This window comes from Catellatospora methionotrophica, from assembly GCF_011297335.1.
GTDB lineage: Bacteria > Actinomycetota > Actinomycetes > Mycobacteriales > Micromonosporaceae > Catellatospora > Catellatospora methionotrophica.
Genome location: NZ_JAAOTJ010000019.1, coordinates 95,321 through 118,498 on the forward strand (window position 1 = coordinate 95,321; position 23,178 = coordinate 118,498).

Below are 23,178 nucleotides of genomic sequence, written 5' to 3' on the forward strand. Positions count from 1 at the left end.
CCGCACCTCGGGTGCGGTGGCGCGCTCCTCCGGACCCCGGTCGGCCTCGGCTGGGGACTGCTCGTTCGTGCCCGGGAAGGGCAGCACGGCTGCTGCCTCGCGCTTGGCGGCATCAGCCGCCTTGGCGCCCTTCGCCGCCTGGACCTTGTCAGGCCCGTTCCCGGCCGGTGACGTCTGCGCCACGGCGACGTTGGGGGCGACTTCCTGAGACAACGGCCGCTCCTTCGAGTGAGGTTCGGATAGCCCATGCTACCTGTGTTCGGGCTCGCCGGCCGATTTGCCGACAGGTGGGCACCGCCCCCGCCGCAGCCGGGGAGGGCAGTCGTGGCCTCCGTCACCCGGGTGGGTGGCGGACGCGGTGCGGCCGGACGCCCCGTACGCGCCCCGGACGGTGGTGTGTGGGGCGCTAGATGCGCAGGAGGGCGTGCACCGGGCGCTCGCCCAGGCGCTCGCGGCCACCGAGGAAACCCAGCTCGATCAGCACCACGAAGCCGGCCAGCTCGCCCCCGGCGCGCTTGACCAGGTCCAGCGTGGCATCGGCGGTGCCGCCGGTGGCCAGCACGTCGTCGACGACCAGCACCCGCTGGCCGGGCGTGAACGCGGCCTCGCTGATCTCCAGGGTCGCCGTGCCGTACTCCAGGGAGTAGGTCGCCGAGTGGGCCACCCGGGGCAGCTTGCCGGCCTTGCGCACGGCCACCACGCCGGTGCCCGCGGCGTACGCGACGGCGGCGGCGAGCACGAAGCCGCGCGCCTCCACGCCGACGACCACGTCGAACTGACCGGCGTAGCGCGCCACGATCGCGTCGATGACGCCCCGGAACGCCTTACCGTCGGCGAACAGCGGGGTCAGGTCCTTGAACAGGACGCCCGTCTTGGGGAAGTCGGCCACGTCGACGACCATGTCGGCGACGAGCGCCGCGGTGGCGGGCCCGCTGTCACCCTGGATCAGATCGTTGGTCACGGCCACACCCTAGTACGCCAGACCCTGCCGCCACACGGTCACCGCCGGTCACACCGCCGAACTGTGTCCACGCGCACGTCACCAGCCAGAGCTGATCATGATGTGGCGCGCCCGGCCGTGCCGCAGGTTCAGGTTCGGCAGAAACGAGCCGAGGCCCGCTCCCCTCGCGGGGACCGGGCCTCGGAACGTGTATCAGGCGGTCAGCGACGCTTGCCCGCGGGACGGCCAGCCGGGCGCCCGGCCTTGGCGCCGACGGTGGGCTTGGCGCCCGCCTTCGGAGCCGCGCTGCCCGCACCCGCACCCGCGCCGACCTGAGCCGGCAGCTCGCCCGAGGACGACTTGGCCGGAGCGGCGCGGCGTGCCAGCACCCGCGCGGTGTGGTTGGCGATCTTCGGGTCCTTCTCCTTCAGCCACACCAGGACCGGCGTGGCGAAGAACAGCGACGAGTAGACCGCGGTGCCCATACCGATGAACAGCACCAGACCGAGGTCCTTCAGCGTGCCCGCGCCGAGCAGGCCCGCGCCGATGAACAGCAGGCCGCCGACCGGCAGCAGCGCCACCAGCGCGGTGTTGATGGACCGCATGAAGGTCTGGTTCAGCGCCAGGTTGGCCGCCTCGGCGTACGTCTGGGTGCTGCTGCCCGTGATGCCACGGGTGTTCTCCTGCACCTTGTCGAACACCACGACGACGTCGTAGAGCGCGAAGCCGAGGATCGTCAGGAAGCCGATCACCGTCGACGGGGTGACCTCGAAGCCGACCAGGGAGTACACGGCCGCCGTGGCGACCAGGTCGAACACGAGCGAGGCGACCGCGGCCGCGGCCATCTGCCACTCGAAGCGGATGATCAGGTAGATGGTGACGACCAGGACGAACAGCGCCAGGCCGATCAGCGCCTGCTCGGTCACCTGCGCACCCCAGGCCTGGCTGACCCGGTTCTCGCTGACCGTCCCGGCGTCGATCTTGAGCGCCGTGACGATCTTCTGCTTGACCTCCTGGGTCTGGTCAGCGGTCAGCGACGAGCTGCGCACGACGTACGCCGCATTGCCGACCTGCTGCGCGGGCACCAGCGAGGCGTCGGGGTCCACCGACAGGATCGCGTCGTCGATCGCCTTCTCGACGTCGGCCAGCGAACCGGCCGCGACCGGCACGGTGAACTCGTTGCCGCCCTTGAACTCGATGCCCGGCTTGAAGCCGATGATGGACATCGCCAGGATCGCGATCAGCAGCATGCCGCCGGCGACGCCGAACCACAGCTTGCGCTTGCCGACGATCTGGAAACCGGCGTCACCGCTGTAGAGCCGGGATGCGAGACCACTCATCACTTAGCCTCCTTGGCTTCGTGCAGCACGCGGCCCAGGCCGCTGACGCGCGGGGAGAGGAACGCGTCGGTACGCGCGAACATCGTCATGATCGGGTGACGGAACAGGAACACCACGATCAGGTCGATCAGGGTCGCCAGACCCAGCGCGAAGGCGAAGCCCGCCACCGCGCCGGAGGAGACGATGTAGAGCACCAGCGCGGCCATCAGCGAGATCGCGTTGGCGGTCAGGATCGTCTTGCGGGCGCGCACCCAGGCGCGGGGCACCGCGCTGCGCGGGCTGCGGCCCTCGCGGATCTCGTCCTTCAGACGTTCGAAGTAGATGACGAAGGAGTCCGCGGCGACACCGAGCGAGACGATGAATCCGGCGATACCGGCCAGCGTCAGGGTGAAGCCCATCTCCCGGCCCAGGAACACCAGGGCCAGGAAGGTCAGCGCCGCCGACAGGATCAGCGACAGCACGATGACCGTGCCCAGCAGGCGGTAGTAGAAGAACGAGTAGATGACCACGAGCAGCATGCCGATGCCGGCCGCGAGCAGACCGGCCTGCAGGTGCTCACCACCCAGGGTCGGCGTGATCGTCGTCTGCTCCTGCTGCATGAACGTCATCGACAGCGAGCCGTAGTTCAGGTTGTTGGCGAGGTCGGCCGCCGACTTGGCGTCGAAGTCGCCGCTGATGACGGAGTCGTCACCGAGCACGCCCTGGATCTCCGGGGAGGAGATGACCGTGTTGTCGAGCACCACGGCGACGCGGCAGTGGCTCTGCGGGCCCACTGCGGTCTGGTCGCACTTCTGTCCCTCGTTGTTGAAGGACTCCTTGGTCAGCGCGGTCCACTTGTCCAGGCCGTCGCTGGAGAAGTCCAGCGAGACCACGCGGCGGTTGGTGTTCTGCTCGATCTGCGGCGACGCCTTGTCGACATCGGTGCCCGCGACCTTCGAGACGTCGAGCAGGTACTTCATGCCGTTCTCGCAGGCGACCGCTTCCTGGTCGGCCTTGTTGATCGAGCCAGGGGGGCGCTTGTCGAGCTGCTCGCAGGTCACCTGCGGCACATAGAACTGCACCTTCGCGGGCAGCAGCGCGGCACCGAACCCGTCGAGCTCGGAGAACGGCTTGAGCACCTCGATCTGGGCCGGGTCGGCCGCGACCGCGGTGAGCTTGGTGGCGGCGTCCCAGGCGGGCTTGCCCACCTTGGCCTGCACCTGCTCCAGGGTGATCTTCGGGTTGGCCGGGGTCGACGGCTTCGGCGCGGCGGCGGCCGGGCTCGCCGAGGCGACCGGGCTCTTGCTGGCGGCCGGGGTCGGCGTCGGGGTCGGGGCCATCGCGACGCCGCCGCCGGTGCCGCCGGAGGAGCTGGCCGACGGCTTCGGCGTCGCCGCCGGGCTGGCCGCGGTGCTCGGCTTCGGGGAGGGGGCGGTGCTCGGGCTCGCGCTCGGCTGAGGCTGCGGCGCGGCGGCCAGGCCGCTGCCGTCGGTCTGGCTCAGCACCTTGCGGAAGAACAGCTGCGAGGCCTGGCCGACGTCGGCGATCGCGTCGTCGCCCTTCTTGGCCACCGAGATCACGATGTTCTGGGTGCCCTCGATGACGACCTGCGCCTCGGACACGCCGCGGGCGTCGACCCGGTCGGCGATGATGCGGCGGGCCTGCTCGAGATCCTGCGCGGACGGCGGCTGGCCGTCGGCGCCGGTCTGCGCCTGGAGGGTGACCCGCGAGCCGCCGACGAGGTCAAGGCCGAGGTTGGGGGCGAGGCGATTTTCCCAGCCGCCCTTGCCGCCGAACCAGACCGCGCTGGCGAGGATGACGAAGATGGCGCCGAGAAGGGCAAGTTGCCTCCCGGGGCGCATCTGTCCCTGAGGTGGTGCCACGGCTGTCGAGTCTCCCTGGGTGAATGACGGATGGGGATACGCCACGGCCTGACGCAGGGGAGCGGTCAGCCGTGGCGTGGGGTCAGCGGATTTACTTGTCTTCCTTCACGGGGCTGTCCACCACGTGCTCGGTCGGCACGGTGACCTGCTCGGTCACCCGGCCCACGGCCTGACGCGCGTAGCGGGCGGTCACACCGGGCGAGATCTCGAGGGTGATGCTCTCGTCGTCGGTCGAGACCACCGTGCCGTACAGGCCGCCGATGGTGATCACCTTGTCGCCGGCACCGAGCGACTTCTGCATCGACTCGGCTTCCTTGCGGCGCTTGGCCTGCGGCCGGATGAACATGAAGTACATCAGGCCGAAGAGCAGAGCGAACATGATGATCGTCGGCAAGCTGCCGGAATTACCCACTTTGTGACCTTTCCACACGGCCTCGCCGCGCTAAGGTGCGCGCTGGCGTGGCATCTGTCGTCCGTTCGGACCGCGCGAAGTCTAGTCGGTACGCGAGCGATCGCACACTTGCGGTGTAGGTCACGTTAAGGTCTCGAACGCGAGGTCCGCTTACGTGTCCGGCTGACCGTCGACGGTGAACAAGTCGGGTGCCGTGGTGGCACCAGCACCAAAACTACCATTTGGGGGTTTTTTGCCCAGATGACGCCACGCGGCAGCGGTCGCCACCCGGCCCCGGGGCGTACGCGCCAGCAGGCCCTCCCGCACCAGGAACGGCTCCACGACCTCCTCGACCGTGTCCGGCTGCTCCCCCACGGCCACGGCCAGCGTGGACAACCCCACCGGCCCGCCCCCGAACAGCTCGACCAGTGACCTCAGCACCGCCTTGTCGAGCCGGTCCAGGCCCAGGTCGTCCACGTCGTACACCTTCAGCGCCGCGCGCGCCGAGGACACGTTGACCACCCCGTCGGTACGCAGCTCCGCGTAGTCGCGGACCCGGCGCAGCAGGCGGTTGGCGATGCGCGGGGTGCCCCGGGACCGCCCGGCGATCTCTCCGATGCCCTCCTTGGTCGCCGCGACCCCGAGGATGCGCGCCGAGCGCTCCAGCAGCGCCGCCAGCTCGGGCGCGGTGTAGAACTCCAGGTGCCCGACGAAACCGAACCGGTCGCGCATCGGGCCGGTCAGCAGACCCGCCCGGGTGGTCGCGCCGACCAGCGTGAACGGCTCCACGTCCAGCGGGATCGCGGTCGCGCCGGGCCCCTTGCCGACCATCACGTCGACCCGGAAGTCCTCCATCGCGCTGTAGAGCAGCTCCTCGGCGGGCTTGGCGATACGGTGGATCTCGTCGATGAACAGCACGTCGCCCTGCTGCAGGCTGGTCAGCACCGCGGCCAGGTCGCCCGAGCGCTCGATGGCCGGGCCTGAGGTCATCCGCAGCGCCCCGCCCAGCTCCGCCGCGACGATCATGGCCAGGGTGGTCTTGCCCAGCCCCGGCGAGCCGGAGAACAGGATGTGGTCCGGCGGCGAGCCGCGCCGCAGCGCGCTGTGCAGCAGCACCTCCAGCTGCTCGCGCACCCGCTCCTGGGCGACGAACTCCGACAGCCGCTTCGGGCGCACCGACGCCTCGGCGTCGCGCTCCTCCGGCGTGGCCAGCGGGCTGACCAGTGAATCGGTCATCGCCACTCCTCGCTGCGCTCGTCGTCACGATGAGTGGAACGTGCCGGTCTCGGGGATGCCGGGCAGCATTGCCGGATTCGCTCGCGGTGCTCGCTCATCGGGTCTTGCCCAGCATTCGGATCGCCTGCTTGAGCAGCGCGGGCACCGGCGGGGTCGGGCCGTCGATGGTCTCGGCGACCGCGGTGACCGCCTGGTCGGCCTGGGCCTGGCTCCAGCCGAGCCCGACCAGGCCCTGGCGCACCTGTTCGGTCCACGCCTGCACGCGGCCGCCCTGGGCGGGCACCGCCGACACCGGGCCGACCTTGTCGCGCAGCTCCAGGACCATCCGCTCGGCGCCCTTCTTGCCGATGCCCGGCACCTGGGTCAGCGTCGAGACGTCCCCGTGCGACAGCGCGGCGCGCAACGCGTCGGGGGTGTGCACCGACAGCGCGGCCTGGGCCAGCTTCGGGCCCACTCCACTGGCCGTGAGCAGCAGTTCGAACAGTTGCTTCTCGTCGTCGTCGACGAAGCCGAACAGGGTCAGCGAGTCCTCGCGCACGATCAGGGTGGCCGACAGCCGGGCCTGCTGGCCGACCCGCAGCGACGCCAGCGTGCCGGGCGCGCAGAGCAGGCGCAGGCCCACCCCGCCGACCTCGACCACGGTCGCGTCCGCGCCGATGGAGGCGACGATCCCCGCCACACTCGCGATCATCACTGCCTGCCCTTCGCGGTACGGATGGCCTCGCTCAGCCGGTCGCGTGTGCCACCGCGCCAGATGTGGCAGATGGCCAGCGCCAGCGCGTCGGCGGCGTCCGCCGGGCGGGGCGGGGCGTCCAGCCGCAGCAGCCGGGTGACCATCGTGGTGACCTGCTTCTTGTCCGCCTGACCGGAGCCGGTCACGGCGGCCTTGACCTCGCTGGGAGTGTAGGTGCGCACCGGCAGCCCGGCGCGCGCGGCCGCCAGCACGGCGACGGCGGCCGCCTGTGCGGTGCCCATCACGGTGCGCACGTTGTGCTGGCTGAACACCCGCTCCACGGCGACGCTCTCGGGCTGGTGCTTCGCGATCAGCTCGGCCAGGTTGCGGTCGAGGTGCAGCAGCCGGTCCGCCAGGTCGGCGTCGGGATCGGAGCCGATCACGGTGTAGTCGACCATGGTGCAGGGCCGGCCCGGCACGCCCTCCACCACGCCGACGCCGCACCGGGTCAGCCCCGGATCGACGCCCAGCACCCGCCGCTGCCGCAACTGCACCCGCTGCTCCGTCCACTTCGCCGTACGTGTGTACGACACCCTAGCGGACCCCACCGTCACCGGGCCGACGCCAGGCCCGCGCCAGGGCGCGGGCGGTCGCCACATCCGATCCCGGCACACTGTGTGGGCGCGACCCATGTGCGCGCTCCCGCCCGGCTCGTAGGTTCACGCACCATGACGACCGCGACGCCGCCACTCGTTCGACTCGACCTCACCGGCCGCACCGCACTGGTGACCGGCGCAGGCAGCGGCATCGGGCGGGCCTGCGCGGCCCGGCTGGCGCAGGCCGGGGCCAAGGTGCTCGTGGTCGACCGGGACGCGGCGTCGGCCCACCTGGTGGCCGGCGAGATCGGCGGGACCGCGGTGGTCGCCGACCTGGCCGAGCCCGCAGCCCTCGACGACCTCGACCTGGCCGTCGACGTGATCGTCAACAACGCGGGCCTGCAGCACGTCGCGCCCCTGCAGGACTTCGACCCCGACCGCTTCACCTACCTGCACCAGGTCATGCTCGTCGCCCCGTTCCGGCTGGTGCGCCGGTCCCTGCCGCACATGTACGCGCAGGGCTGGGGCCGGATCGTGAACATCTCCTCGGTGCACGGGCTGCGCGCGTCGGCGTTCAAGTCCGCGTACGTGTCGGCCAAGCACGGGCTGGAAGGCCTGTCGAAGGTCATCGCCGTCGAGGCCGCCCCGTACGGCGTCACCGCCAACTGCATCAACCCCGCCTACGTGCGCACCCCGCTGGTCGAGGGGCAGATCGCCGACCAGGCGCGCTCGCACGGCATCGACGAGGCCGAGGTCATCGAGCGGATCATGCTGGCCAAGGCGGCGATCAAGCGCCTGATCGAGCCCGCGGAGGTCGCCGAGCTGGCCGCGTACCTGTGCACCGACGCCGCCTCGTTCATCACCGGCACGTCCATCGCCATGGACGGCGGCTGGACAGCCCAGTGATCGGCGAGGTAGGAATGCGAGCCATGCCCTCCGCGACCATCCGGTTCCTTGAACTGCTCGAACGTGAGGCGGCCCCGGTCGAGTTCGAGGGGCCGCTGGTGCAGGCGCGCTCGCGGGGCGCGAGCCCGGACGAGATCGCCGAGCTGGAGGAGGCGAAGCTCGCCGCGCTGCGGGTGCGGGCGCTGCTGGAGCGCCGCCGCCGCCGCGAGGCGGAGCTGTCCGGCCTGTACGACACCGCCGGTGACCTGGCCGGCCTGCGCGACCTCGACGCGGTGCTGCACGCGATCGTGCACCGGGCCCGCAACCTGCTCGGCACCGACATCGCCTACCTGACCATGAGCGACGACGCCGCGGGCGACGTGTACATGCGCGTCACCGACGGCTCGGTCTCGGCGAAGTTCCAGCGCCTGCGGCTGCCCCTGGGCGCGGGCCTGGGCGGCCTGGTCGCGCAGACCGGCACGCCGTACGCCACCGCCAACTACCCCGCGGACCGCCGCTTCCACCACACCGGCGAGATCGACGCGGGTGTCGGCGAGGAGGGCCTGGTCGCCATCCTGGGCGTGCCGCTGCGGCTGGGCTCGCGCGTCATCGGCGTGCTGTACGCGGCGAACCGCTCCGAGCGCCCGTTCGCCCGCGAGGAGGTGTCGCTGCTGGTGTCGCTGGCCGCGCACGCCGCGGTCGCCATCGACACCGCCCGGCTGCTCGGCGAGACCCAGGCGGCGCTGACCGAGCTGTCCTCGGCGCATACCAAGATCTCTGCGCACAGCGCGTCGGTGGAGCGCGCCGCGGCCGCCCACGACCGGATGACGGCGCTGGTGCTGCGCGGTGGCGGCGTCGAGGAGGTGGCCGCCGCGGTCACCGAGGTGCTCGGCGGGCGGCTGATGGTGCTCGACGCCGAAGGGCGCACCCTGGCCGCCGTCGGCGCGGACGCGCCCTCCGGCGGACCGGCGCGCGACGTCGGCCCCGGCGGCACGGTGCCGCTGCCCGACCCCGCGATCGTGGCCGAGGCGCTGGCCGCCTCCCGGGCCGACGGCCGGGCCGTACGCCGGGGCGGCCTGTGGTTCGCCGCCGTGGTCGCCGGGGCGGAGAACCTCGGCGCGCTGGTCTGGCGGCCGCAGCACGACACCGGCCACGCCGACCAGCAGATCCTGGAGCGCGCCGCGCTGGTCACCGCGCTGCTGCTGCTGTTTCGGCGCACCGTCGCCGACGCCGAGGGCCGGGTGCGTGGCGAGCTGCTCGACGACCTCATCTCCCGGCCGGTGCGCGACCCCGAGTCACTGCGGGCACGGGCCCGCCGGCTGCAGGTGGACCTGTCCCGCCCGCACGTGCTGATCTGCGTCGACGACGCCGCGGCGACCTCCGGGCCGGCCCGCGAGCGGGCGGTGTCGTGGGCGCACACCTTCGCCGGTACGCATGCCGGGCTGGCCGCCACCCGTGACGGCCGGGTGGTGCTGATGGTGCCCGGCACCGACGCGGGCGCGCTGGCCCGCTCGGTCGCCCGGGAACTGGGCCGGGTGCTGGGCCGCCCGGTCACCGCGGGCGCGGCCGGACCCGCCGCCGAACCGGCCGGGCTGGCCGCGGCGTTCAAGGAGGCCGACCACTGCGCCACCGCCCTGGCCGCGCTGGGCCGCGTCGGCGACGGCGCGTCAACGGCCGAGCTGGGCTTCGTCGGGCTGCTGCTGGGCGCGGTACGCGAGGGCGGCGACCCGGACGTGACCCGCTTCCTGCGCGAGACCATCGGCTCGGTCGTCGACTACGACACCCGCCGCGGCACGAACCTGGTCAAGACGCTGGAATGCTACTTCGGCACCGGCGGCAGCCTGGCCCGCGCCGCCGAGCAGCTGCACGTACACGTCAACACGGTCACCCAGCGGCTGGACCGGGTCGCCCAGCTGCTCGGCGCGGACTGGCAGCGCCCCGACCGGGCCCTGGAGGTGCAGCTGGCGCTGCGCCTGCACCGGCTGGGCAGCGGCGGCGAACAACTTTCCGGCTGAGACCCCACCCCCGGCCGCTCCTCGGCGGTACTGACAGGCGAAGGCGTCCGTCCACTGAGGAGTACACATGCGAAGACTGGCCCTGCTCGCCGCCGCGGCCGTCGCCCTGGCCGGGTGCTCGGGCGGCGGCGACCCGGTGGCGGCCCCGAGCCCGAGCCCGACCGGCCTCAACGCCGGGGCGACCTGCGACCTGCCGAAGGGCACGCGGCAGATCCGGTTCGGCGACCACGGCGCGGACCTGGGCGGGGTGATCCTCGGCAGCGGCAAGACCGGCGTCGTGCTGGCTCACCAGAACGGCGGCGACGTCTGCCAGTGGATCTCGTACGCGTTCGAGCTGGCCGGCAAGGGCTACCGGGTGCTCGCGTTCGACTTCGGCGGGTTCGGCGTCTCCACGCGGGGCGAGCTGGACAACCCGCAGCAGGTCGCCGCGGCGGCGGCGGCGCTGCGCGCGGACGGCGCGACCGGCATCGTGCTGATCGGCGCGTCGATGGGCGGCACCGCCGTGCTGGTCGCCGCGCCGACGGTGACTCCCCCGCCGGTCGCCGTCGTGTCGCTGTCGGCCCCGGTGCTGTTCGGCGCGGACGCGTCGCAGGCCGTACCGAAGCTGACCATGCCGGTGTTCTACGCCGCGGGCGAGTTCGAGAGCAGCTTCGCCGACGCCGCGCGCGAGCTGCACGGGCTGACCCCGAAGACGACCGCCAAGGAGCTGCTGATCGTGCCGACCGACTGGCACGGGGTGTTGCTGCTGAGCCTGGGCGGCCCGCCCGCCACGGACACCGTGCGCACGAAGCTGGCCGCGTTCCTCGCGGCGCACGCGCCGGCCTGACGGCGGCGCGGCCAGGGCGCGAACGGGGGTTCGGCGTCGTTGCGGATCAGGGCGCCGCAACGCCGCAGAGGGGGATGCCCGTGCCGCGCCGCAACCACCCGAGGCAAGGAAGGGCACCTTGCACACTGCACGACGATGTGAAGGTGCCCTTCCTTGCTTCAGGGTCTGCTTGCCGCGCGGCTTCAGGGTCTGCTTGCCGCGCGCCTTACTGCGGGTGTGTTTGTCAGGCGCGGGAAACTGTCACCTCGGATCTGTCGCCGGGCACGGAACCCGTCTGCTCCCGGCGGGCCCTCAGGCGGCGACGCCTCGCAGCACCACGTCCACGACCTGCGCGACCAGGTCGTCGACCTCGTCGAGGCGCGGGTTCCAGCGCACCATGCGGTGCAGCAGCAGCGGGCTGATCAGCATCGACACCGTGACCTCCAGGTCGAGGTCGGCGCGCAGCTCGCCGGAGGCGACACCGCGGCGCAGCACCTCGCGCATCACCTCGCGGCGCGGCTCGGTGATCGCCTCCTGCCAGATCCGGTACGCCTCCGGGCTGCGGGACACCTCCGGCATCAGGCAGGGCATCACCCGCACGGCCCGCTGGTCCTTCTTGCCGACCACCGACAGCAACTCGATCAGGTCGGCGCGCAGCGACTCACCCGACGGCTGCGGAGCCGGTCCCTTGAGCTTGACCAGCGTCTCCAGCAGCAGCTCGTCCTTGCCCGCCCAGCGCCGGTAGATGGTCGCCTTGCCCACACCCGCACGGGCCGCGATGGCCTCCATGCTCAGCGCCTCGACGGTGGTGCCCTCCTCGATGAGGTCGAGGACCGCCTCCAGGATCGCCTCATGCGCGCGGGAGCTGCGCGGACGCCCCTGCGTCCGCGCAGCTCCGGGCACCGCCGGCAGTTCAGCGAGCTCAGTCATGGTGAACGGAACCTTACCCGACCGTGGACAACCGGGACGGCCGCTGCCGGTCGCTGTCGTCACCCTCACCGGCCGGAACCGAGCGGTTCACCGGTGCCCCGGCCGGAGCCGAGGGGCCACCCGCGCCCAGTGCCCCGCCCGCGCCCTGCGCCAGCTTCTTGGGCATCCAGCGCAGCACCACCGCGACCGCGATCAGCGCCACCAGCGTGGAGCCGAGCGCCGCCCAGTGCATGGCGTGCACGAAGGCGTCGTTGGCGGCGGTCACCAGCGGTGCGCCCTGCGGGCCGAGGTTGGCGGCCACGCCGTACGCCCCGGCGACCGACTCGTTGGCGACGTCGCGCAGCGGACCGGGCAGCGCGGCCGTCGCGGGCTCGATCTCGCCCCGGTAGACCCCGGCCACGACCGAGCCGAGCACGGCCACACCCATCGCCACGGCGACCTGCCGGATCGTGTTCGACACCGCCGAGCCGACGCCGGCCTTCTCCCGCGGCAGCACCGACATGATGGTGTTCGTCGCGGGCGGCATCACGTTGGCCATACCGGCGCCCATGAAGAAGAAGTTCACCACCACGATCCAGATCGGGGTGTCCACCTGCAGCGTGGCCAGCACCGCGAAGGTGATCCCGGCGACCAGGATGCCCGTCGCCGCCACGGTGCGCACGCCGAAGCGCTTGACCAGGTTCGTGCTCAGCGGCGCGAACACCATCTGGCCGACCGCGAACGGCACCAGCAGCGCCCCGCTCTGCATCGGTGAGTAGTCCCGCACCAGCTGCAGGTAGAAGCCGACGAAGAAGAACGAGCCCATGGACGCGAAGAACAGCAGGCCGATGCTGGCCACCGAGGCCGAGAAGCGGGCGTCGCGGAACAGCTTCACGTCCAGCGAGGGGTGCGTGGTGCGCGACTCCCACCAGACGAACGCCGCCAGCACCAGTGCGCCGCCGATGAGCGAGGCCCACACCTCGGGCCGGCCGAAGCCGTGCTCGCCGCCGTCGACGATGCCGTAGACCAGCGCCACCAGGCCGACCACGGACAGCAGCACGCCGACCAGGTCGATGCGGCCCGGCTGCGGGTCACGCGACTCGGGCACCAGGAACGCCACGGCGACCAGGCCGAACAGGATGATCGGCACGTTGATGATGAAGACCGAGCCCCACCAGAAGTGCTCCAGCAGGAAGCCGCCGAGCAGCGGGCCGATGGCGACGGCGAGGCCGACCGAACCGGCCCAGATGCCGATCGCCTTGCCGCGCTCGCGCGGGTCGAAGACGTTCGAGATGATCGACAGCGTCACCGGCATGATCGCCGCGCCGCCGACGCCCATGAAGGCCCGCGCCGCGATGAGCTGACCGGGGTCCTTCGCGTACGCCGAGAGCACCGACGCGATGCCGAACAGCACCAGGCCGATGAGCAGGAACCGCTTGCGCCCCCAGCGGTCGCCGAGCACGCCGAAGCTGAACAGCAGGCCCGCGAAGACCAGGGTGTACGAGTTGATCGCCCATTCCAGCTCGCTCTGGGTCGCACCCAGGCCGTGGACAGGGTCGGCGAGCGTACGCATCGCCACGTTGAGCACGGTGTTGTCGAGCACGACCACGAGCAGGCTGATCACCAGCACGCCGAGAATCGCCCAGCGCCTCGGGTGCCCGGTGTTCACAGCAGAGTCCACGTGTTTCCATCCCCCAGGATTCCGATACGGTTCCGTTCCGTATCGCAAGCCGACGCTACGCCCGTCTCCCCAAATACGAAACCACCCCGTCTCGAAAGTGACCCTCCCCACTCCCCGGAATAACACCCTCCACCCCCACCCCCATCCCCCACCTCGGCCGCAACTCTTAAAGACTTGCGGCCTCCGGGCAGGTCGGAGGCCGCAACTCTTTAAGAGTTGTCGATGGGTCAGGGGGTGGCGGGGGTCGGCGGCGGAGGCGGGAGTGGGGGTGATCTAGAGCGTGGAAAGCCTGTGTCATCAGGCGGCTAGAGCCATGTCACGCGTCGGCACAATCGACACGTCGGCGATGTGCGATTCGCGCGGTTCCGCCCCCCTCGTCTGCCACCATCGGATGAAGCGGACAAACCCGTCCGTGTCACGAAACAGAGGGGTATCGGCATGGCCAACGCACCCGGCGTTCCCACCTGGGTCGATCTGAGCACCACCGATCTGAAGAGCGCCACGGAGTTCTACACGCAGCTGTTCGGCTGGGACACCGAGGTCACCCCTGAACCCGAGGCAGGCGGCTACACGACATACCTGATCGACGGCAAGCAGGTCGCCGGCGCGGGCCCCATCCAGGGCGAGAGCCAGCCACCGATGTGGACGACGTACGTCGAGACCTCCGACGCGGCGGCCACCGCCGCCAAGGTCGTCGATTTCGGCGGCAGCGTCCTGCTGGAACCGTTCGACGTGCTGGGATACGGCCAGATGGCGGTGTTCCTGGACCAGGCCGGGGCGATGTTCGCGGTGTGGCAGCCCGGCACCCACGGCGGCGGGGAGATCTTCCGCAGGCCCGGCACGCTGGCCTGGAACGAGCTGACCACCCGCGACCCGGAGGGCTCGAAGATCTTCTACGGCGGCGTGTTCGGCTGGAAGGCCCAGGACATGCCGCTCGGGCCGGTCATCTACAGCGAGTTCCAGCTCGACGGGGCCCGCATCGGCGGCATGATGCCGATGGAGGGCGACACCTGGCCCGAGGACCTGCCACCGCACTGGATGGTGTACTTCCACGTCGACGACTGCGACGCCGCCGCCGGCCGCGCCCAGGAGCTCGGCGGCACCGTCTCCGTCCCGCCCACCGACATCCCGCCCGGCCGCTTCGCCGTCCTGTCCGACCCCCAGGGCGCCTTCTTCTCCATCATCAAAGTCACCCCCGACCGCCTCATGTGACCAGCGGTCGATAGGAAGGGCACCTTCTTAACGCTCGGCGTTAAGAAGGTGCCCTTCCTATCGCCCCACCCGCCCAAGCGAGCGCGAGGCGCGAGTCGCGACTGCAGTTTCGGGGAAAGTGCAGCTTCAGCCTCTCGGTGATTCGTGCAGTTTCCCCGAAAGCGCACGACGGCTTCCCCGAAAGTGCACGGCGAGGAGGGGCGGTCAGTGGTTGGCGGGGTGGTCGGCGGTGGCGTCGGCGACGATGTCGTCGATGAGGCGGGCCAGGCGCAGGTCCAGGTCGGTGAGGCCGCCGGCGGCGTGGGTGCAGCAGGTGAAGGTCAGGTGGCGGTAGCGGATGTCCATGTCGGGATGGTGATCCATGCTCTCCGCCGCCTCCCCTACCCGGGCCACCACGGCCAGTGCGTCGGGGAAGCTGGGCAGCTTCACGGTGCGGGTGATGCCGTGCACGTCGCCGGTCCAGCCGCGCAGGGCGGACAGGCCCTGCTCCAGCTCCCCGGGGTTGAGGACTTCGACCATAGAGACCATGATGCCCAGAATTCGCCCTCCGTCACCCGAATAGCGGAAACAAGACCCGACCTGAGCAATCTCGGCGGCACCGCGTGGGCGGGAACGGCGCAGGGCCCCGGTCGCCGGTGGCGGTCGGGGCCCTGCGTGCCGTACGGGATCAGGCTTCGATCTTCTCGAGGATCTCGTCGGAGATGTCGAAGTTCGCGAAGACGTCCTGGACATCGTCGCAGTCGTCGAGCACGTCGATCAGCTTGAGCACCTTGCGGGCCCCGTCCTCGTCCAGCGCCACCTGCACGCTGGGCACGAACGTCGACTCGGCCGACTCGTACTCGATGCCCGCGGCCTGCAGCGCGTTGCGGACCCCGATCAGGTCGCCCGCCTCGCTGATGACCTCGAACGCCTCACCGAGGTCATTGCACTCCTCGGCACCGGCGTCGAGCACCGCGCCGAGCACGTCGTCCTCGCTCAGGCCGTTCTTGGGCACGATGACCTGGCCCTTGCGGGAGAACATGTACGACACCGAGCCGGCGTCGGCCAGGTTGCCGCCGTTGCGGGTCAGCGCGGTGCGCACCTCGGTCGCGGCGCGGTTGCGGTTGTCGGTGAGGCACTCGATCAGGATCGCCACGCCGTTGGGGCCGTAGCCCTCGTACATGATGGTCTGCCAGTCGGCGCCGCCGGCCTCCAGGCCGGAGCCCCGCTTGAGGGCCCGGTCGATGTTGTCATTGGGGACCGAGTTCTTCTTGGCCTTCTGGACCGCGTCGTACAGGGTCGGGTTACCAGCCGGATCGGCCCCACCGGTGCGCGCCGCCACCTCGATGTTCTTGATGAGGCGGGCGAACAGCTTGCCCCGCTTGGCGTCGATCGCCGCCTTCTTGTGCTTGGTCGTCGCCCACTTTGAGTGGCCGGACATCAGATCCTCCGTCAGCGCGCTGGTGAAGACTCCCCCGGGTCAGGAGGCCTGGTCACGCACCATGTCGACGAAGAGACGGTGCACCCGCAGATCCCCGGTGAGCTCCGGGTGGAACGAGGTGGCCAGCAGGTTGCCCTGCCGGACCGCGACCATCCTACCGGTGGCGGGGCCTGCGGTGACCCGGCCCAGCACCTCGACGTCACCGGTCACCGACTCGACCCACGGCGCGCGGATGAAGATCGCGTGTACGGGCTCGCCCTCGACGCCCGCGATGTCGACCGGGGCCTCGAAGGAGTCGACCTGCCGGCCGAAGGCGTTGCGGCGCACCGTCATGCCGATGCCGCCGAACGTCTTCTGGTCGGGCCTCCCGTCGAGCACCTCGTCGGCGAGCATGATCATGCCGGCGCACGAGCCGTACGCCGGCATGCCTTCGGCGAGTCGCCGGCGTACGGGCTCGTACACCTCGAACGCGAGCGCCAGCTTGCTCATGGTGGTGGATTCGCCACCCGGGATGACCAGGGCGTCGATCTCGGCGATCTCCTCGGGGCGGCGCACCGGCCGGCCGATCACGTCGCACTCGGCCAGCGCGGCCAGGTGCTCGCGCACGTCACCCTGCAGCGCCAGAACGCCGACGACGAGGTCTCGCACAGGTCCTCCAAGAAGATCATCCACTGTAGGTCGAGTCTATGCCGGTACTGGCGCGCTCCCGTTGACGGCCTGCGCCGATGTGGCGGACGCCGCGCCGCTGCCCGTCAGCGCCGCGAACTCGTCGTCGAACGCGGCGGGAACTGCCGAAGCCGCGTCCGGCGCGGCCGGGACCGCCGAGGGCAGAACCGGCGCGGGCAGAACCGGCGCGGGCGGAACCTGCTCGGGCGAGGCGACCGTAGCGGCGACGGCGAGCGTGGCGCGGGTCGCGGCGGTCAGGGCCTGGTCGAGGTCGGCCCACAGGTCGTCGACGTCTTCGAGGCCGACGGACATGCGCAGCAGGTTCGGGGTGATGCCGCCGGTCTGCTTGCCCTCGGCGTCGACGAGCCGGTGGGTGAGCAGGGCCGGGTGCTCGATCAGCGTGTCGACCGAGCCGAGGCTGACAGCCGGGGTGATCAGGCGCAGCGCGGCGACCACGGCCGCAGCGTCGCCGGTGGTCTCGAACGCGATCATCGCGCCGGGGCCACGCATCTGGCGGCCGACCAGCCCGCGCGGGTCGTTGCCGGGCAGGCCCGGGTAGTGGACCTTGCCGATGCCGCGGTGCACGGCCAGGCGTACGGCCAGCGTGGCGGCGGTGGCCTGCGCGGCGCGTACCCGCAGCGGCAGCGTGGCCAGGCCGCGGTGCAGCAGGTACCCGGCCAGCGGGTGCAGCACCGCGCCGGTGAGGATACGCACCTGGCGCAGCGCCCCGGCCCGCTGCTCGGCGCAGGCGACGACGCCGCCGAGCACGTCGCCGTGCCCGCCGAGGTACTTGGTGCCCGAGTGGACCACGTACGCCGCGCCCAGCCGGGCCGGGTTCTGCAGCACCGGGGTCGCGAACGTGTTGTCGACCAGCACCGGCACGTCTCCGGCCTGGATGCACACGGTGGCGATGTCGACCAGGCCCAGGGTCGGGTTGCCCGGGGTCTCCACGACGACCAGGCCGGTGTCCGGGCGGATCGCACGCGCGACCTCGTCCTGGTCGACCCAGGTGACGGTCAGGCCGAGCAGGCCGATCGACAGCAGGTGGTCGGTGCCGCCGTAGAGCGGGCGTACGGCCACCACGTGCCGCCGGTCGCTCATCAGGCAGGCGGCCTGGAGCACCGCGGTGATCGCGGCCATGCCGGAGGCGAACGAGACGGCGGCCTCGGTGCCCTCGAGCTCGGCGAGCGCCTGCTCGAAGCGGGCCGTGGTCGGGTTGTACAGCCGCTGGTAGACCGGGGTCGCGGCGGTGGCCGCGCCGTCGGCGAACGCGCCCAGCGCCGCACCGGCGGCGACCTGGTCGTGCATCGGGTACGTGGTGGAGAAGTCCAGCGGGAGCGCGTGCACACCGAGCTCGGCCAGGTCAGCGCGGCCCGCGTGCACCGCGCGGGTGTCGACGGCGTAGGTCATGGGCGTGATCTTCGGGCGTTCTTCGGTGCGGGTAAACAGGGTCCGCATAGTCTTCGGGACATGACCGGAAACACCGTGCTTGATGCGACCGACGCGGCGATCCTGCGCGAGTTGCAGAACGATGCGCGGATCTCGAACAAGGATCTGGCGGCCCGCGTCAACGTCGCGGCCTCGACGTGCCTGGAGCGGGTGCGCGCCCTGCAGCGCCGGGGGATCCTGGCGGGTTTCCACGCCGACGCCGACCCGGCCGCGCTGGGCCGCCCGCTGCAGGCCTACATCGCGGTACGGGTCCGCCCGCACAACCGCGACGTGGTCGAGCCCTTCATCCGCTTCGTGCTGGACCTGCCCGAGACCCTGGCCCTGAGTCACATCGCCGGAGCCGACGACTTCCTGGTCCACGTCGCCGTCCGCGACGCAGCCCACCTGCAGCGCCTGCTCCTGGACGGCTTCACCTCCCGCCGCGAGGTGGCCCACCTGGAAACCCAGCTGATCTTCTCCCACATCCGCAAGTGGGACGTCGGGCCCATCTGAACGCAGAAGATCGCCGTCCCGTGTCGAAACCCCAGGCCTGACCCGAGGTGGTGACACGAAACGGCGATCCTGAATTACGCAGCGACCACGGCCGCGGTGATCACCAGCCGCGCTCGGCCAGGCGGTGCGGCTGCGGGATCTCGTCGACGTTGATGCCGACCATGGCCTCGCCCAGGCCGCGGGAGACCTTGGCGAGCACGTCCGGGTCGTCGTAGAAGGTGGTGGCCTTCACGATCGCCTCGGCGCGCTGGGCCGGGTTGCCCGACTTGAAGATGCCCGAGCCGACGAAGACGCCCTCGGCGCCGAGCTGCATCATCATCGCGGCGTCGGCCGGGGTGGCGATGCCGCCCGCGGTGAACAGCACGACGGGCAGCTTGCCGGTCTCGGCGATCTCCTTGACCAGCTCGTACGGGGCCTGCAGCTCCTTGGCCGCGACGTAGAGCTCGTCGGAGGGCAGGGTGGTGAGCTTCATGATCTCGCCACGGATCTTGCGCATGTGGGTGGTGGCGTTGGACACGTCACCGGTGCCCGCCTCGCCCTTGGAGCGGATCATGGCCGCGCCCTCGGTGATCCGGCGCAGCGCCTCGCCCAGGTTGGTCGCGCCGCACACGAACGGCACGGTGAACTGCCACTTGTCGATGTGGTTGGCATAGTCGGCCGGGGTCAGCACCTCGGACTCGTCCACGTAGTCGACGCCGAGCGCCTGCAGCACCTGGGCCTCGACGAAGTGGCCGATGCGGGCCTTGGCCATGACCGGGATGGAGACGGCGTTGATGATGCCGTCGATCATGTCGGGGTCGCTCATGCGGGACACGCCGCCCTGGGCCCGGATGTCGGCGGGCACGCGCTCCAGCGCCATGACGGCCACGGCGCCCGCGTCCTCGGCGATCTTCGCCTGCTCCGCGTTGACGACGTCCATGATCACGCCGCCCTTGAGCATCTCGGCCATGCCGCGCTTGACGCGGGCGGTGCCGGTCACCGGTACGTTCACAGACTCGGTTGCAGACATGATGTCGCGCTTCTCCTGACACACGGAATCGAGGACCGCGGAGGAGGGCCGCCTTCGATCAGGCGGCGGCAGGCTCCGCTGGGGTCGATTCTACGCGGGGGCGGGCAGGCCACCCGACGGCCAATCAGCACCCTGTGGCCCGACCTGTGACGCCAGTCACAGGTGTGACCTGCGACTATTCAGCGGGAGCCGCAAATGTACCCGGAACTCAGACCGCGCTCAAGGTCGGGTCGTCGATGTCGAAGTACGACGGGCGGGTGTGCTTGCGGTTGAGTCGCAGCACCCGCACCAGCGGCCGCTCGCGCGCGGCCAGCGCGGCGCGGACCAGGTCGGTGTGCATCTGGCGGGCCAGCGCCACCCGGCGGCTCGCCGCCACCACCGCCGCCCCGTTCGGCTCCTGCGGGTCGAGGGCCTGCTTGCGCAGCATCCGGGTGAGGTCGTTCTCCGACGCCTCCCGGTCGTCCTCGCGGGCGTCCAGCGCGGCGCGGGCGGCGGCGTACAGGTCAGCGCCCGCGGGATCGCCGCCCAGCTCGGTCTCGGCGAGCACCGCGGCGGCCGCCGCCCGGCGCACCAGCTGCGAATCCAGCGCCCGGCCCGCCGAGGCGGCGCGCAGGTGCAGGCGGTCCACCCGCCCGGCGGTCCAGGTGACGTACGACGCGATCACGACCACCAAGGCCACCACGCCGATCACCCAACCCATGCCGGGCATCGTAGTGGTGCCGGGTAACCCCCTCACCACTCGGCAGGGGCCTCGGCGCCGCTCACCGTCTCACCCAGCGCCTCGATCGCGCTGTTGTACACCTCCAGCACCCGCGCGGCGACGACCGGCCAGTCGTACGCCGCGACCACCCGCTCGGCGTGCGCGGCCAGCTCACGGCGGCGCTCGCCGTCGTCGAGCAGGGTGCTGACGGCCTCGCCCAGCGCCGTGGCGTCGCCGTTGGGGAACAGCGCCCCGGCCCGGCCGCCGTCGAGCACCCGGCGGAACGCGTCGAGGTCGGTGGCGACCACGGGCGCGCCCGCCGCCATCGCCTCGGTCAGGATCATGCCGAACGACTCGCCGCCGGTGTTCGGCGCGATGTACAGGTCGACGCTGCGCAGCATGCGGGCCTTGTCCTGCTCGGACACCTTGCCCAGGAACGTGGTGCGCTCGGCCACCACCGGCGGCAGCTCCACCTCGTCGAGGTCGCCGGGTCCGGCCAGCAGCAGCCGCAGGCCGGGACGCTGCGGCATCACCTCGGCCAGCGCGCGGGCCAGGATGTCGAAGCCCTTGCGGGGTTCGGTGAAGCGGCCCAGGAAACCGACCGTGCCGCCGTATCCCGGACGGCACTCCCCCGGCCAGCCGGGCAGCGGTTCCGCGTCGGCGAAGTGGGCCACCGAGACGCCGTTGGGGATCTCCACCGCGCCGCCGTCCAGGTGCTCGACCTGCACCCGGCGGGCCAGCTCGCTGACCGCGATGCGGCCGGTGATGCGCTCCAGCACCACCCGGGCCACCGGGGCGCCGGCGGCCAGCGCGCGCGAGCGGGTCATCGCCGTGTGGAAGGTCGCCACCACCGGGCCGCGCGCCGACATCACCGCCAGCAGTGACAGGCTCGGCGTCAGCGGCTCGTGCACGTGCAGCACGTCGAAGTCGCCCTGGTGCAGCCAGCGGCGGGTGCGGGCGGCCGAGATCGGGCCGAAGTTGAGCCGGGCCACCGACCCGTTGTACGGCACCGGCACGGCCCGCCCGGCAGCCACCACGTACGGCGGCAGGGGCTGGTCGTCGTCGGCGGGCGCGAGCACGCTGACCTCGTGCCCCATCGCGATCAGGGTCTCGGCGAGGTCGCGTACGTGGAACTGCACGCCGCCCGGCACGTCCAGCGAGTACGGGCAGACGATTCCGATCCGCACGTCACTCCTCGTGGTCGGGGACGCCCGCCGCCGCGGTGGCGCGGGCGGTCGCCGGGTCGCCCGCGGGCGGCTCGGTCAGCCACAGCTTCTGCAGCATGTGCCAGTCGGCCGGGTGCGCGGCGATACCGCGGGCCAGACCGTCGGCGACCTGCTGGGTGAGCAGCTTGACCCGGACGTCCAGCGGCCCGGCGGACGCGTCGGGCACCGCCAGCGGGCCGATCACCCGCCCGCAACCGGAGTCCGGCTCGTACCACATGTCCACCACGAACAGCGGCGCGCCGGTGCGCAGGGCCAGCATCGCCGGACCGGCCGGCATGCGGGTGCGCCCGCCGAAGAACGCGACCTCGACACCGCGCGCGGACAGGTCGCGGTCGGCCAGCAGCGGCACGATGTGCGCCTGCCCGAGCGCCTCGACCAGCGCGTCGATCGGCGAACCCTTGCCACCGGCGGTCGGGATGATGGTCATGCCCAGCTTCTCGCGGTACGCCAGGAACCGCCGGTACACGCCCTCCGGCTTGAGCCGCTCGGCGACCGTGGTCAGCGGCACCCCGTGCGCGGTGACCACGGCTCCGGCGGCGTCCCAGTTGCCCGCGTGCGGCAGCGCGACGATCGCGCCGGTGCCCGCCGCGTGCGCGTCGAGCAGCTTCTCGACGCCGTGCAGCCGGAACCCGTCGCGCAGCTGCTCCTTGGACTTCGAGGGCAGCCGGAACGCCTCCAGCCAGTACCGGGCGTACGAGCGCACCGCGTCGCGGACCAGCTCGTCGGACGGTTCGCGGCCGAGCACGTTGCGCAGGTTGCGAGCCAGCCGCTGCACGCCCGGCCCGCGCCTGGCGGCGGCCCGGTCCGCGCCGGTCCGGAACAGCGCCCTGGCGGTGGACTCGGGCAGGGCGCGGACCAGCCGCCACCCGGCCGCGTAGCCGAACTCGACCAGCCGCTCGCGCCCGCTCACGCCATCTCCCCGCTGTGTCCGCTGGTCAGCTCGCCACGCTCGCTCACACCGGCTCCTGGGCCGACTCGTTCTTGTGTACGTGCCACATGCGCTGCCAGATGGTGAACACCGAACCGGCCGCCAGCAGCCACAGCGAGGCGGGCAGGCCCCAGGACAGGCCGAAGCCGGCCAGCAGCGCGCCGACGCCGACGATGATCAGGCGCTCGGCGCGCTCGACCAGGCCGACGTGGCAGGACATGCCCAGGCCCTCGGCCCGCGCCTTGACGTAGGACACGACCTGTCCGGTGACCAGGCAGATCAGCGCTGCGGCTAGCGAGGCCCGGTCGCCGGTGCCCGCGTACCACCAGGCGATGGCGGCGAAGATCGCGCCGTCGGCGATCCGGTCCATGGTCGAGTCCAGCAGCGCGCCGTACCGGCTGGCCGTGCCGCGGGCGCGGGCCATGGAGCCGTCCATGATGTCCGTGAGGCCGCACACCAAGATGATCACCACGGCGGCGATCCAGTGCCCGCGTGCCGCGAAACCGAAGGCGCCGACGAGCACGCCCAGGGTGCCGACTATGGTCACCGCGTTCGGGCTGACGCCCGCGCGCAACAGGGCCCGGCTGAGGGGATCGAGCAGGCGGGCCGTGCCGGCCTTGCCCACCACGCTGAGGATCTTCGCCATGATGGCGCTAACGATAGCGGTGTGGATTGGCACGCCCGACGGCGGCGACACGCTGACGCCTGGGTGGTATCCGTACGCCCGATGGGTGTGGGATCGG

The 23,178-nt window shown here is 71.7% G+C and carries 23 protein-coding genes; 5 read left to right on the top strand and 18 right to left on the bottom strand.

What is annotated here, in order from left to right; translation table 11 throughout:
• Nucleotides 1-406: 406 nt before the first annotated feature.
• The 7 genes from HAV40_RS30795 to ruvC form a co-directional block, all read right to left on the bottom strand.
• On the bottom strand, nt 407-961 hold the full coding sequence (locus HAV40_RS30795) for an adenine phosphoribosyltransferase (protein ID WP_409364995.1): 555 nt from the start codon (nt 959-961) through the stop codon (nt 407-409).
• Nucleotides 962-1,161: 200 nt separating this feature from the next.
• Nucleotides 1,162-2,280: a protein translocase subunit SecF gene (secF, locus tag HAV40_RS30800; protein WP_166387462.1), complete on the bottom strand. Its 1,119-nt coding sequence runs from the start codon at nt 2,278-2,280 to the stop codon at nt 1,162-1,164.
• A complete protein-coding gene (secD, locus tag HAV40_RS30805) occupies nt 2,280-4,142 on the bottom strand; it encodes a protein translocase subunit SecD (protein ID WP_203671769.1) in 1,863 nt (620 codons plus the stop codon). The genes secF and secD overlap by 1 nt, the downstream gene beginning before the upstream one ends.
• A 91-nt stretch (nt 4,143-4,233) precedes the next feature.
• Nucleotides 4,234-4,572 carry a preprotein translocase subunit YajC gene (gene yajC, locus HAV40_RS30810; protein WP_275413514.1) on the bottom strand — a complete coding sequence of 113 codons (339 nt, stop codon included), beginning with the start codon at nt 4,570-4,572 and terminating at the stop codon, nt 4,234-4,236.
• A 132-nt stretch (nt 4,573-4,704) separates the two neighbouring features.
• Entirely contained in the window at nt 4,705-5,769 is a 1,065-nt protein-coding gene (gene ruvB, locus HAV40_RS30815; RefSeq protein ID WP_166387466.1) for a Holliday junction branch migration DNA helicase RuvB, read from the bottom strand.
• A gap of 94 nt (nt 5,770-5,863) precedes the next feature.
• Nucleotides 5,864-6,460 carry a Holliday junction branch migration protein RuvA gene (ruvA, locus tag HAV40_RS30820; protein ID WP_166387469.1) on the bottom strand — a complete coding sequence of 199 codons (597 nt, stop codon included), beginning with the start codon at nt 6,458-6,460 and terminating at the stop codon, nt 5,864-5,866.
• A complete protein-coding gene (gene ruvC / locus HAV40_RS30825) occupies nt 6,460-6,990 on the bottom strand; it encodes a crossover junction endodeoxyribonuclease RuvC (protein WP_239086865.1) in 531 nt (176 codons plus the stop codon). The genes ruvA and ruvC overlap by 1 nt, the downstream gene beginning before the upstream one ends.
• 180 nt (nt 6,991-7,170) lie before the next feature.
• On the opposite strand from ruvC, the gene HAV40_RS30830 reads away from it, so the two are divergent.
• The 3 genes from HAV40_RS30830 to HAV40_RS30840 all read left to right on the top strand — a co-directional run bounded on the left by HAV40_RS30830 (nt 7,171) and on the right by HAV40_RS30840 (nt 10,764).
• Nucleotides 7,171-7,944: a 3-hydroxybutyrate dehydrogenase gene (locus tag HAV40_RS30830; RefSeq protein ID WP_166387473.1), complete on the top strand. Its 774-nt coding sequence runs from the start codon at nt 7,171-7,173 to the stop codon at nt 7,942-7,944.
• A 23-nt stretch (nt 7,945-7,967) separates the two neighbouring features.
• Nucleotides 7,968-9,938 carry a helix-turn-helix domain-containing protein gene (locus tag HAV40_RS30835; RefSeq protein WP_409364996.1) on the top strand — a complete coding sequence of 657 codons (1,971 nt, stop codon included), beginning with the start codon at nt 7,968-7,970 and terminating at the stop codon, nt 9,936-9,938.
• A 67-nt stretch (nt 9,939-10,005) separates the two neighbouring features.
• On the top strand, nt 10,006-10,764 hold the full coding sequence (locus HAV40_RS30840; protein WP_166387477.1) for an alpha/beta hydrolase: 759 nt from the start codon (nt 10,006-10,008) through the stop codon (nt 10,762-10,764).
• 291 nt (nt 10,765-11,055) lie between these two features.
• Here HAV40_RS30840 and HAV40_RS30845 read toward each other — a convergent pair whose 3' ends face one another.
• Nucleotides 11,056-11,673, bottom strand: a complete 618-nt coding sequence (locus HAV40_RS30845; protein WP_166387479.1) for a TetR/AcrR family transcriptional regulator — start codon at nt 11,671-11,673, stop codon at nt 11,056-11,058.
• A 13-nt stretch (nt 11,674-11,686) separates the two neighbouring features.
• Nucleotides 11,687-13,333 carry an MFS transporter gene (locus HAV40_RS30850; protein ID WP_166387481.1) on the bottom strand — a complete coding sequence of 549 codons (1,647 nt, stop codon included), beginning with the start codon at nt 13,331-13,333 and terminating at the stop codon, nt 11,687-11,689.
• A 438-nt stretch (nt 13,334-13,771) separates the two neighbouring features.
• Here HAV40_RS30850 and HAV40_RS30855 point away from each other — a divergent pair, with 438 nt between their 5' ends.
• Nucleotides 13,772-14,545 carry a VOC family protein gene (locus tag HAV40_RS30855; RefSeq protein WP_166387483.1) on the top strand — a complete coding sequence of 258 codons (774 nt, stop codon included), beginning with the start codon at nt 13,772-13,774 and terminating at the stop codon, nt 14,543-14,545.
• 204 nt (nt 14,546-14,749) lie between these two features.
• Here the strand turns inward: HAV40_RS30855 and HAV40_RS30860 are convergent, their stop codons facing one another.
• The 4 genes from HAV40_RS30860 to HAV40_RS30875 form a co-directional block, all read right to left on the bottom strand.
• Complete coding sequence (locus tag HAV40_RS30860) at nt 14,750-15,064, bottom strand: 4a-hydroxytetrahydrobiopterin dehydratase (protein WP_166387485.1); 315 nt, start codon at nt 15,062-15,064, stop codon at nt 14,750-14,752.
• 148 nt (nt 15,065-15,212) lie between these two features.
• Nucleotides 15,213-15,965 (bottom strand): YebC/PmpR family DNA-binding transcriptional regulator, encoded by a 753-nt coding sequence (locus HAV40_RS30865; RefSeq protein WP_166387487.1) that lies wholly within the window; start codon nt 15,963-15,965, stop codon nt 15,213-15,215.
• Nucleotides 15,966-16,004: 39 nt separating this feature from the next.
• Nucleotides 16,005-16,613 carry a pyridoxal 5'-phosphate synthase glutaminase subunit PdxT gene (gene pdxT, locus HAV40_RS30870; RefSeq protein WP_166387489.1) on the bottom strand — a complete coding sequence of 203 codons (609 nt, stop codon included), beginning with the start codon at nt 16,611-16,613 and terminating at the stop codon, nt 16,005-16,007.
• A gap of 36 nt (nt 16,614-16,649) precedes the next feature.
• Complete coding sequence (locus tag HAV40_RS30875; protein ID WP_239086858.1) at nt 16,650-18,041, bottom strand: trans-sulfuration enzyme family protein; 1,392 nt, start codon at nt 18,039-18,041, stop codon at nt 16,650-16,652.
• A gap of 60 nt (nt 18,042-18,101) precedes the next feature.
• On the opposite strand from HAV40_RS30875, the gene HAV40_RS30880 reads away from it, so the two are divergent.
• Entirely contained in the window at nt 18,102-18,572 is a 471-nt protein-coding gene (locus tag HAV40_RS30880; protein WP_166387493.1) for an Lrp/AsnC family transcriptional regulator, read from the top strand.
• A gap of 100 nt (nt 18,573-18,672) precedes the next feature.
• On the opposite strand, the gene pdxS is transcribed toward HAV40_RS30880, so the two are convergent.
• From pdxS to pgsA, 5 genes are all read right to left on the bottom strand, one after another.
• Nucleotides 18,673-19,581 carry a pyridoxal 5'-phosphate synthase lyase subunit PdxS gene (gene pdxS, locus HAV40_RS30885; RefSeq protein ID WP_166387495.1) on the bottom strand — a complete coding sequence of 303 codons (909 nt, stop codon included), beginning with the start codon at nt 19,579-19,581 and terminating at the stop codon, nt 18,673-18,675.
• Nucleotides 19,582-19,789: 208 nt separating this feature from the next.
• The gene (locus HAV40_RS30890) at nt 19,790-20,281 is read right to left on the bottom strand and encodes a hypothetical protein (protein ID WP_203671772.1); all 492 of its coding nucleotides are present in this window, start codon (nt 20,279-20,281) and stop codon (nt 19,790-19,792) included.
• Between the two features lie 32 nt (nt 20,282-20,313).
• The gene (locus HAV40_RS30895; protein WP_166387499.1) at nt 20,314-21,468 is read right to left on the bottom strand and encodes a glycosyltransferase family 4 protein; all 1,155 of its coding nucleotides are present in this window, start codon (nt 21,466-21,468) and stop codon (nt 20,314-20,316) included.
• 1 nt (nt 21,469) lies between these two features.
• Nucleotides 21,470-22,417: a phosphatidylinositol mannoside acyltransferase gene (locus tag HAV40_RS30900; RefSeq protein WP_239086859.1), complete on the bottom strand. Its 948-nt coding sequence runs from the start codon at nt 22,415-22,417 to the stop codon at nt 21,470-21,472.
• Nucleotides 22,418-22,460: 43 nt separating this feature from the next.
• Complete coding sequence (pgsA, locus tag HAV40_RS30905) at nt 22,461-23,081, bottom strand: phosphatidylinositol phosphate synthase (protein WP_166387501.1); 621 nt, start codon at nt 23,079-23,081, stop codon at nt 22,461-22,463.
• Nucleotides 23,082-23,178: the final 97 nt, after the last annotated feature.

Coding starts and splice junctions, on each gene's coding strand:
- pgsA (WP_166387501.1), bottom strand. CDS start 23,081: ATGGCGAAGATCCTCAGCGTGGTGGGCAAGGCCGGCACGGCCCGCCTG.
- HAV40_RS30890 (WP_203671772.1), bottom strand. CDS start 20,281: ATGGGTTGGGTGATCGGCGTGGTGGCCTTGGTGGTCGTGATCGCGTCG.
- HAV40_RS30855 (WP_166387483.1), top strand. CDS start 13,772: ATGGCCAACGCACCCGGCGTTCCCACCTGGGTCGATCTGAGCACCACC.
- HAV40_RS30860 (WP_166387485.1), bottom strand. CDS start 15,064: ATGGTCGAAGTCCTCAACCCCGGGGAGCTGGAGCAGGGCCTGTCCGCC.
- HAV40_RS30835 (WP_409364996.1), top strand. CDS start 7,968: ATGCCCTCCGCGACCATCCGGTTCCTTGAACTGCTCGAACGTGAGGCG.
- HAV40_RS30875 (WP_239086858.1), bottom strand. CDS start 18,041: ATGACCTACGCCGTCGACACCCGCGCGGTGCACGCGGGCCGCGCTGAC.
- secF (WP_166387462.1), bottom strand. CDS start 2,280: ATGAGTGGTCTCGCATCCCGGCTCTACAGCGGTGACGCCGGTTTCCAG.
- HAV40_RS30840 (WP_166387477.1), top strand. CDS start 10,006: ATGCGAAGACTGGCCCTGCTCGCCGCCGCGGCCGTCGCCCTGGCCGGG.
- ruvB (WP_166387466.1), bottom strand. CDS start 5,769: ATGACCGATTCACTGGTCAGCCCGCTGGCCACGCCGGAGGAGCGCGAC.
- HAV40_RS30865 (WP_166387487.1), bottom strand. CDS start 15,965: ATGTCCGGCCACTCAAAGTGGGCGACGACCAAGCACAAGAAGGCGGCG.
- HAV40_RS30830 (WP_166387473.1), top strand. CDS start 7,171: ATGACGACCGCGACGCCGCCACTCGTTCGACTCGACCTCACCGGCCGC.
- ruvA (WP_166387469.1), bottom strand. CDS start 6,460: ATGATCGCGAGTGTGGCGGGGATCGTCGCCTCCATCGGCGCGGACGCG.
- HAV40_RS30845 (WP_166387479.1), bottom strand. CDS start 11,673: ATGACTGAGCTCGCTGAACTGCCGGCGGTGCCCGGAGCTGCGCGGACG.
- pdxS (WP_166387495.1), bottom strand. CDS start 19,581: ATGTCTGCAACCGAGTCTGTGAACGTACCGGTGACCGGCACCGCCCGC.
- HAV40_RS30880 (WP_166387493.1), top strand. CDS start 18,102: ATGACCGGAAACACCGTGCTTGATGCGACCGACGCGGCGATCCTGCGC.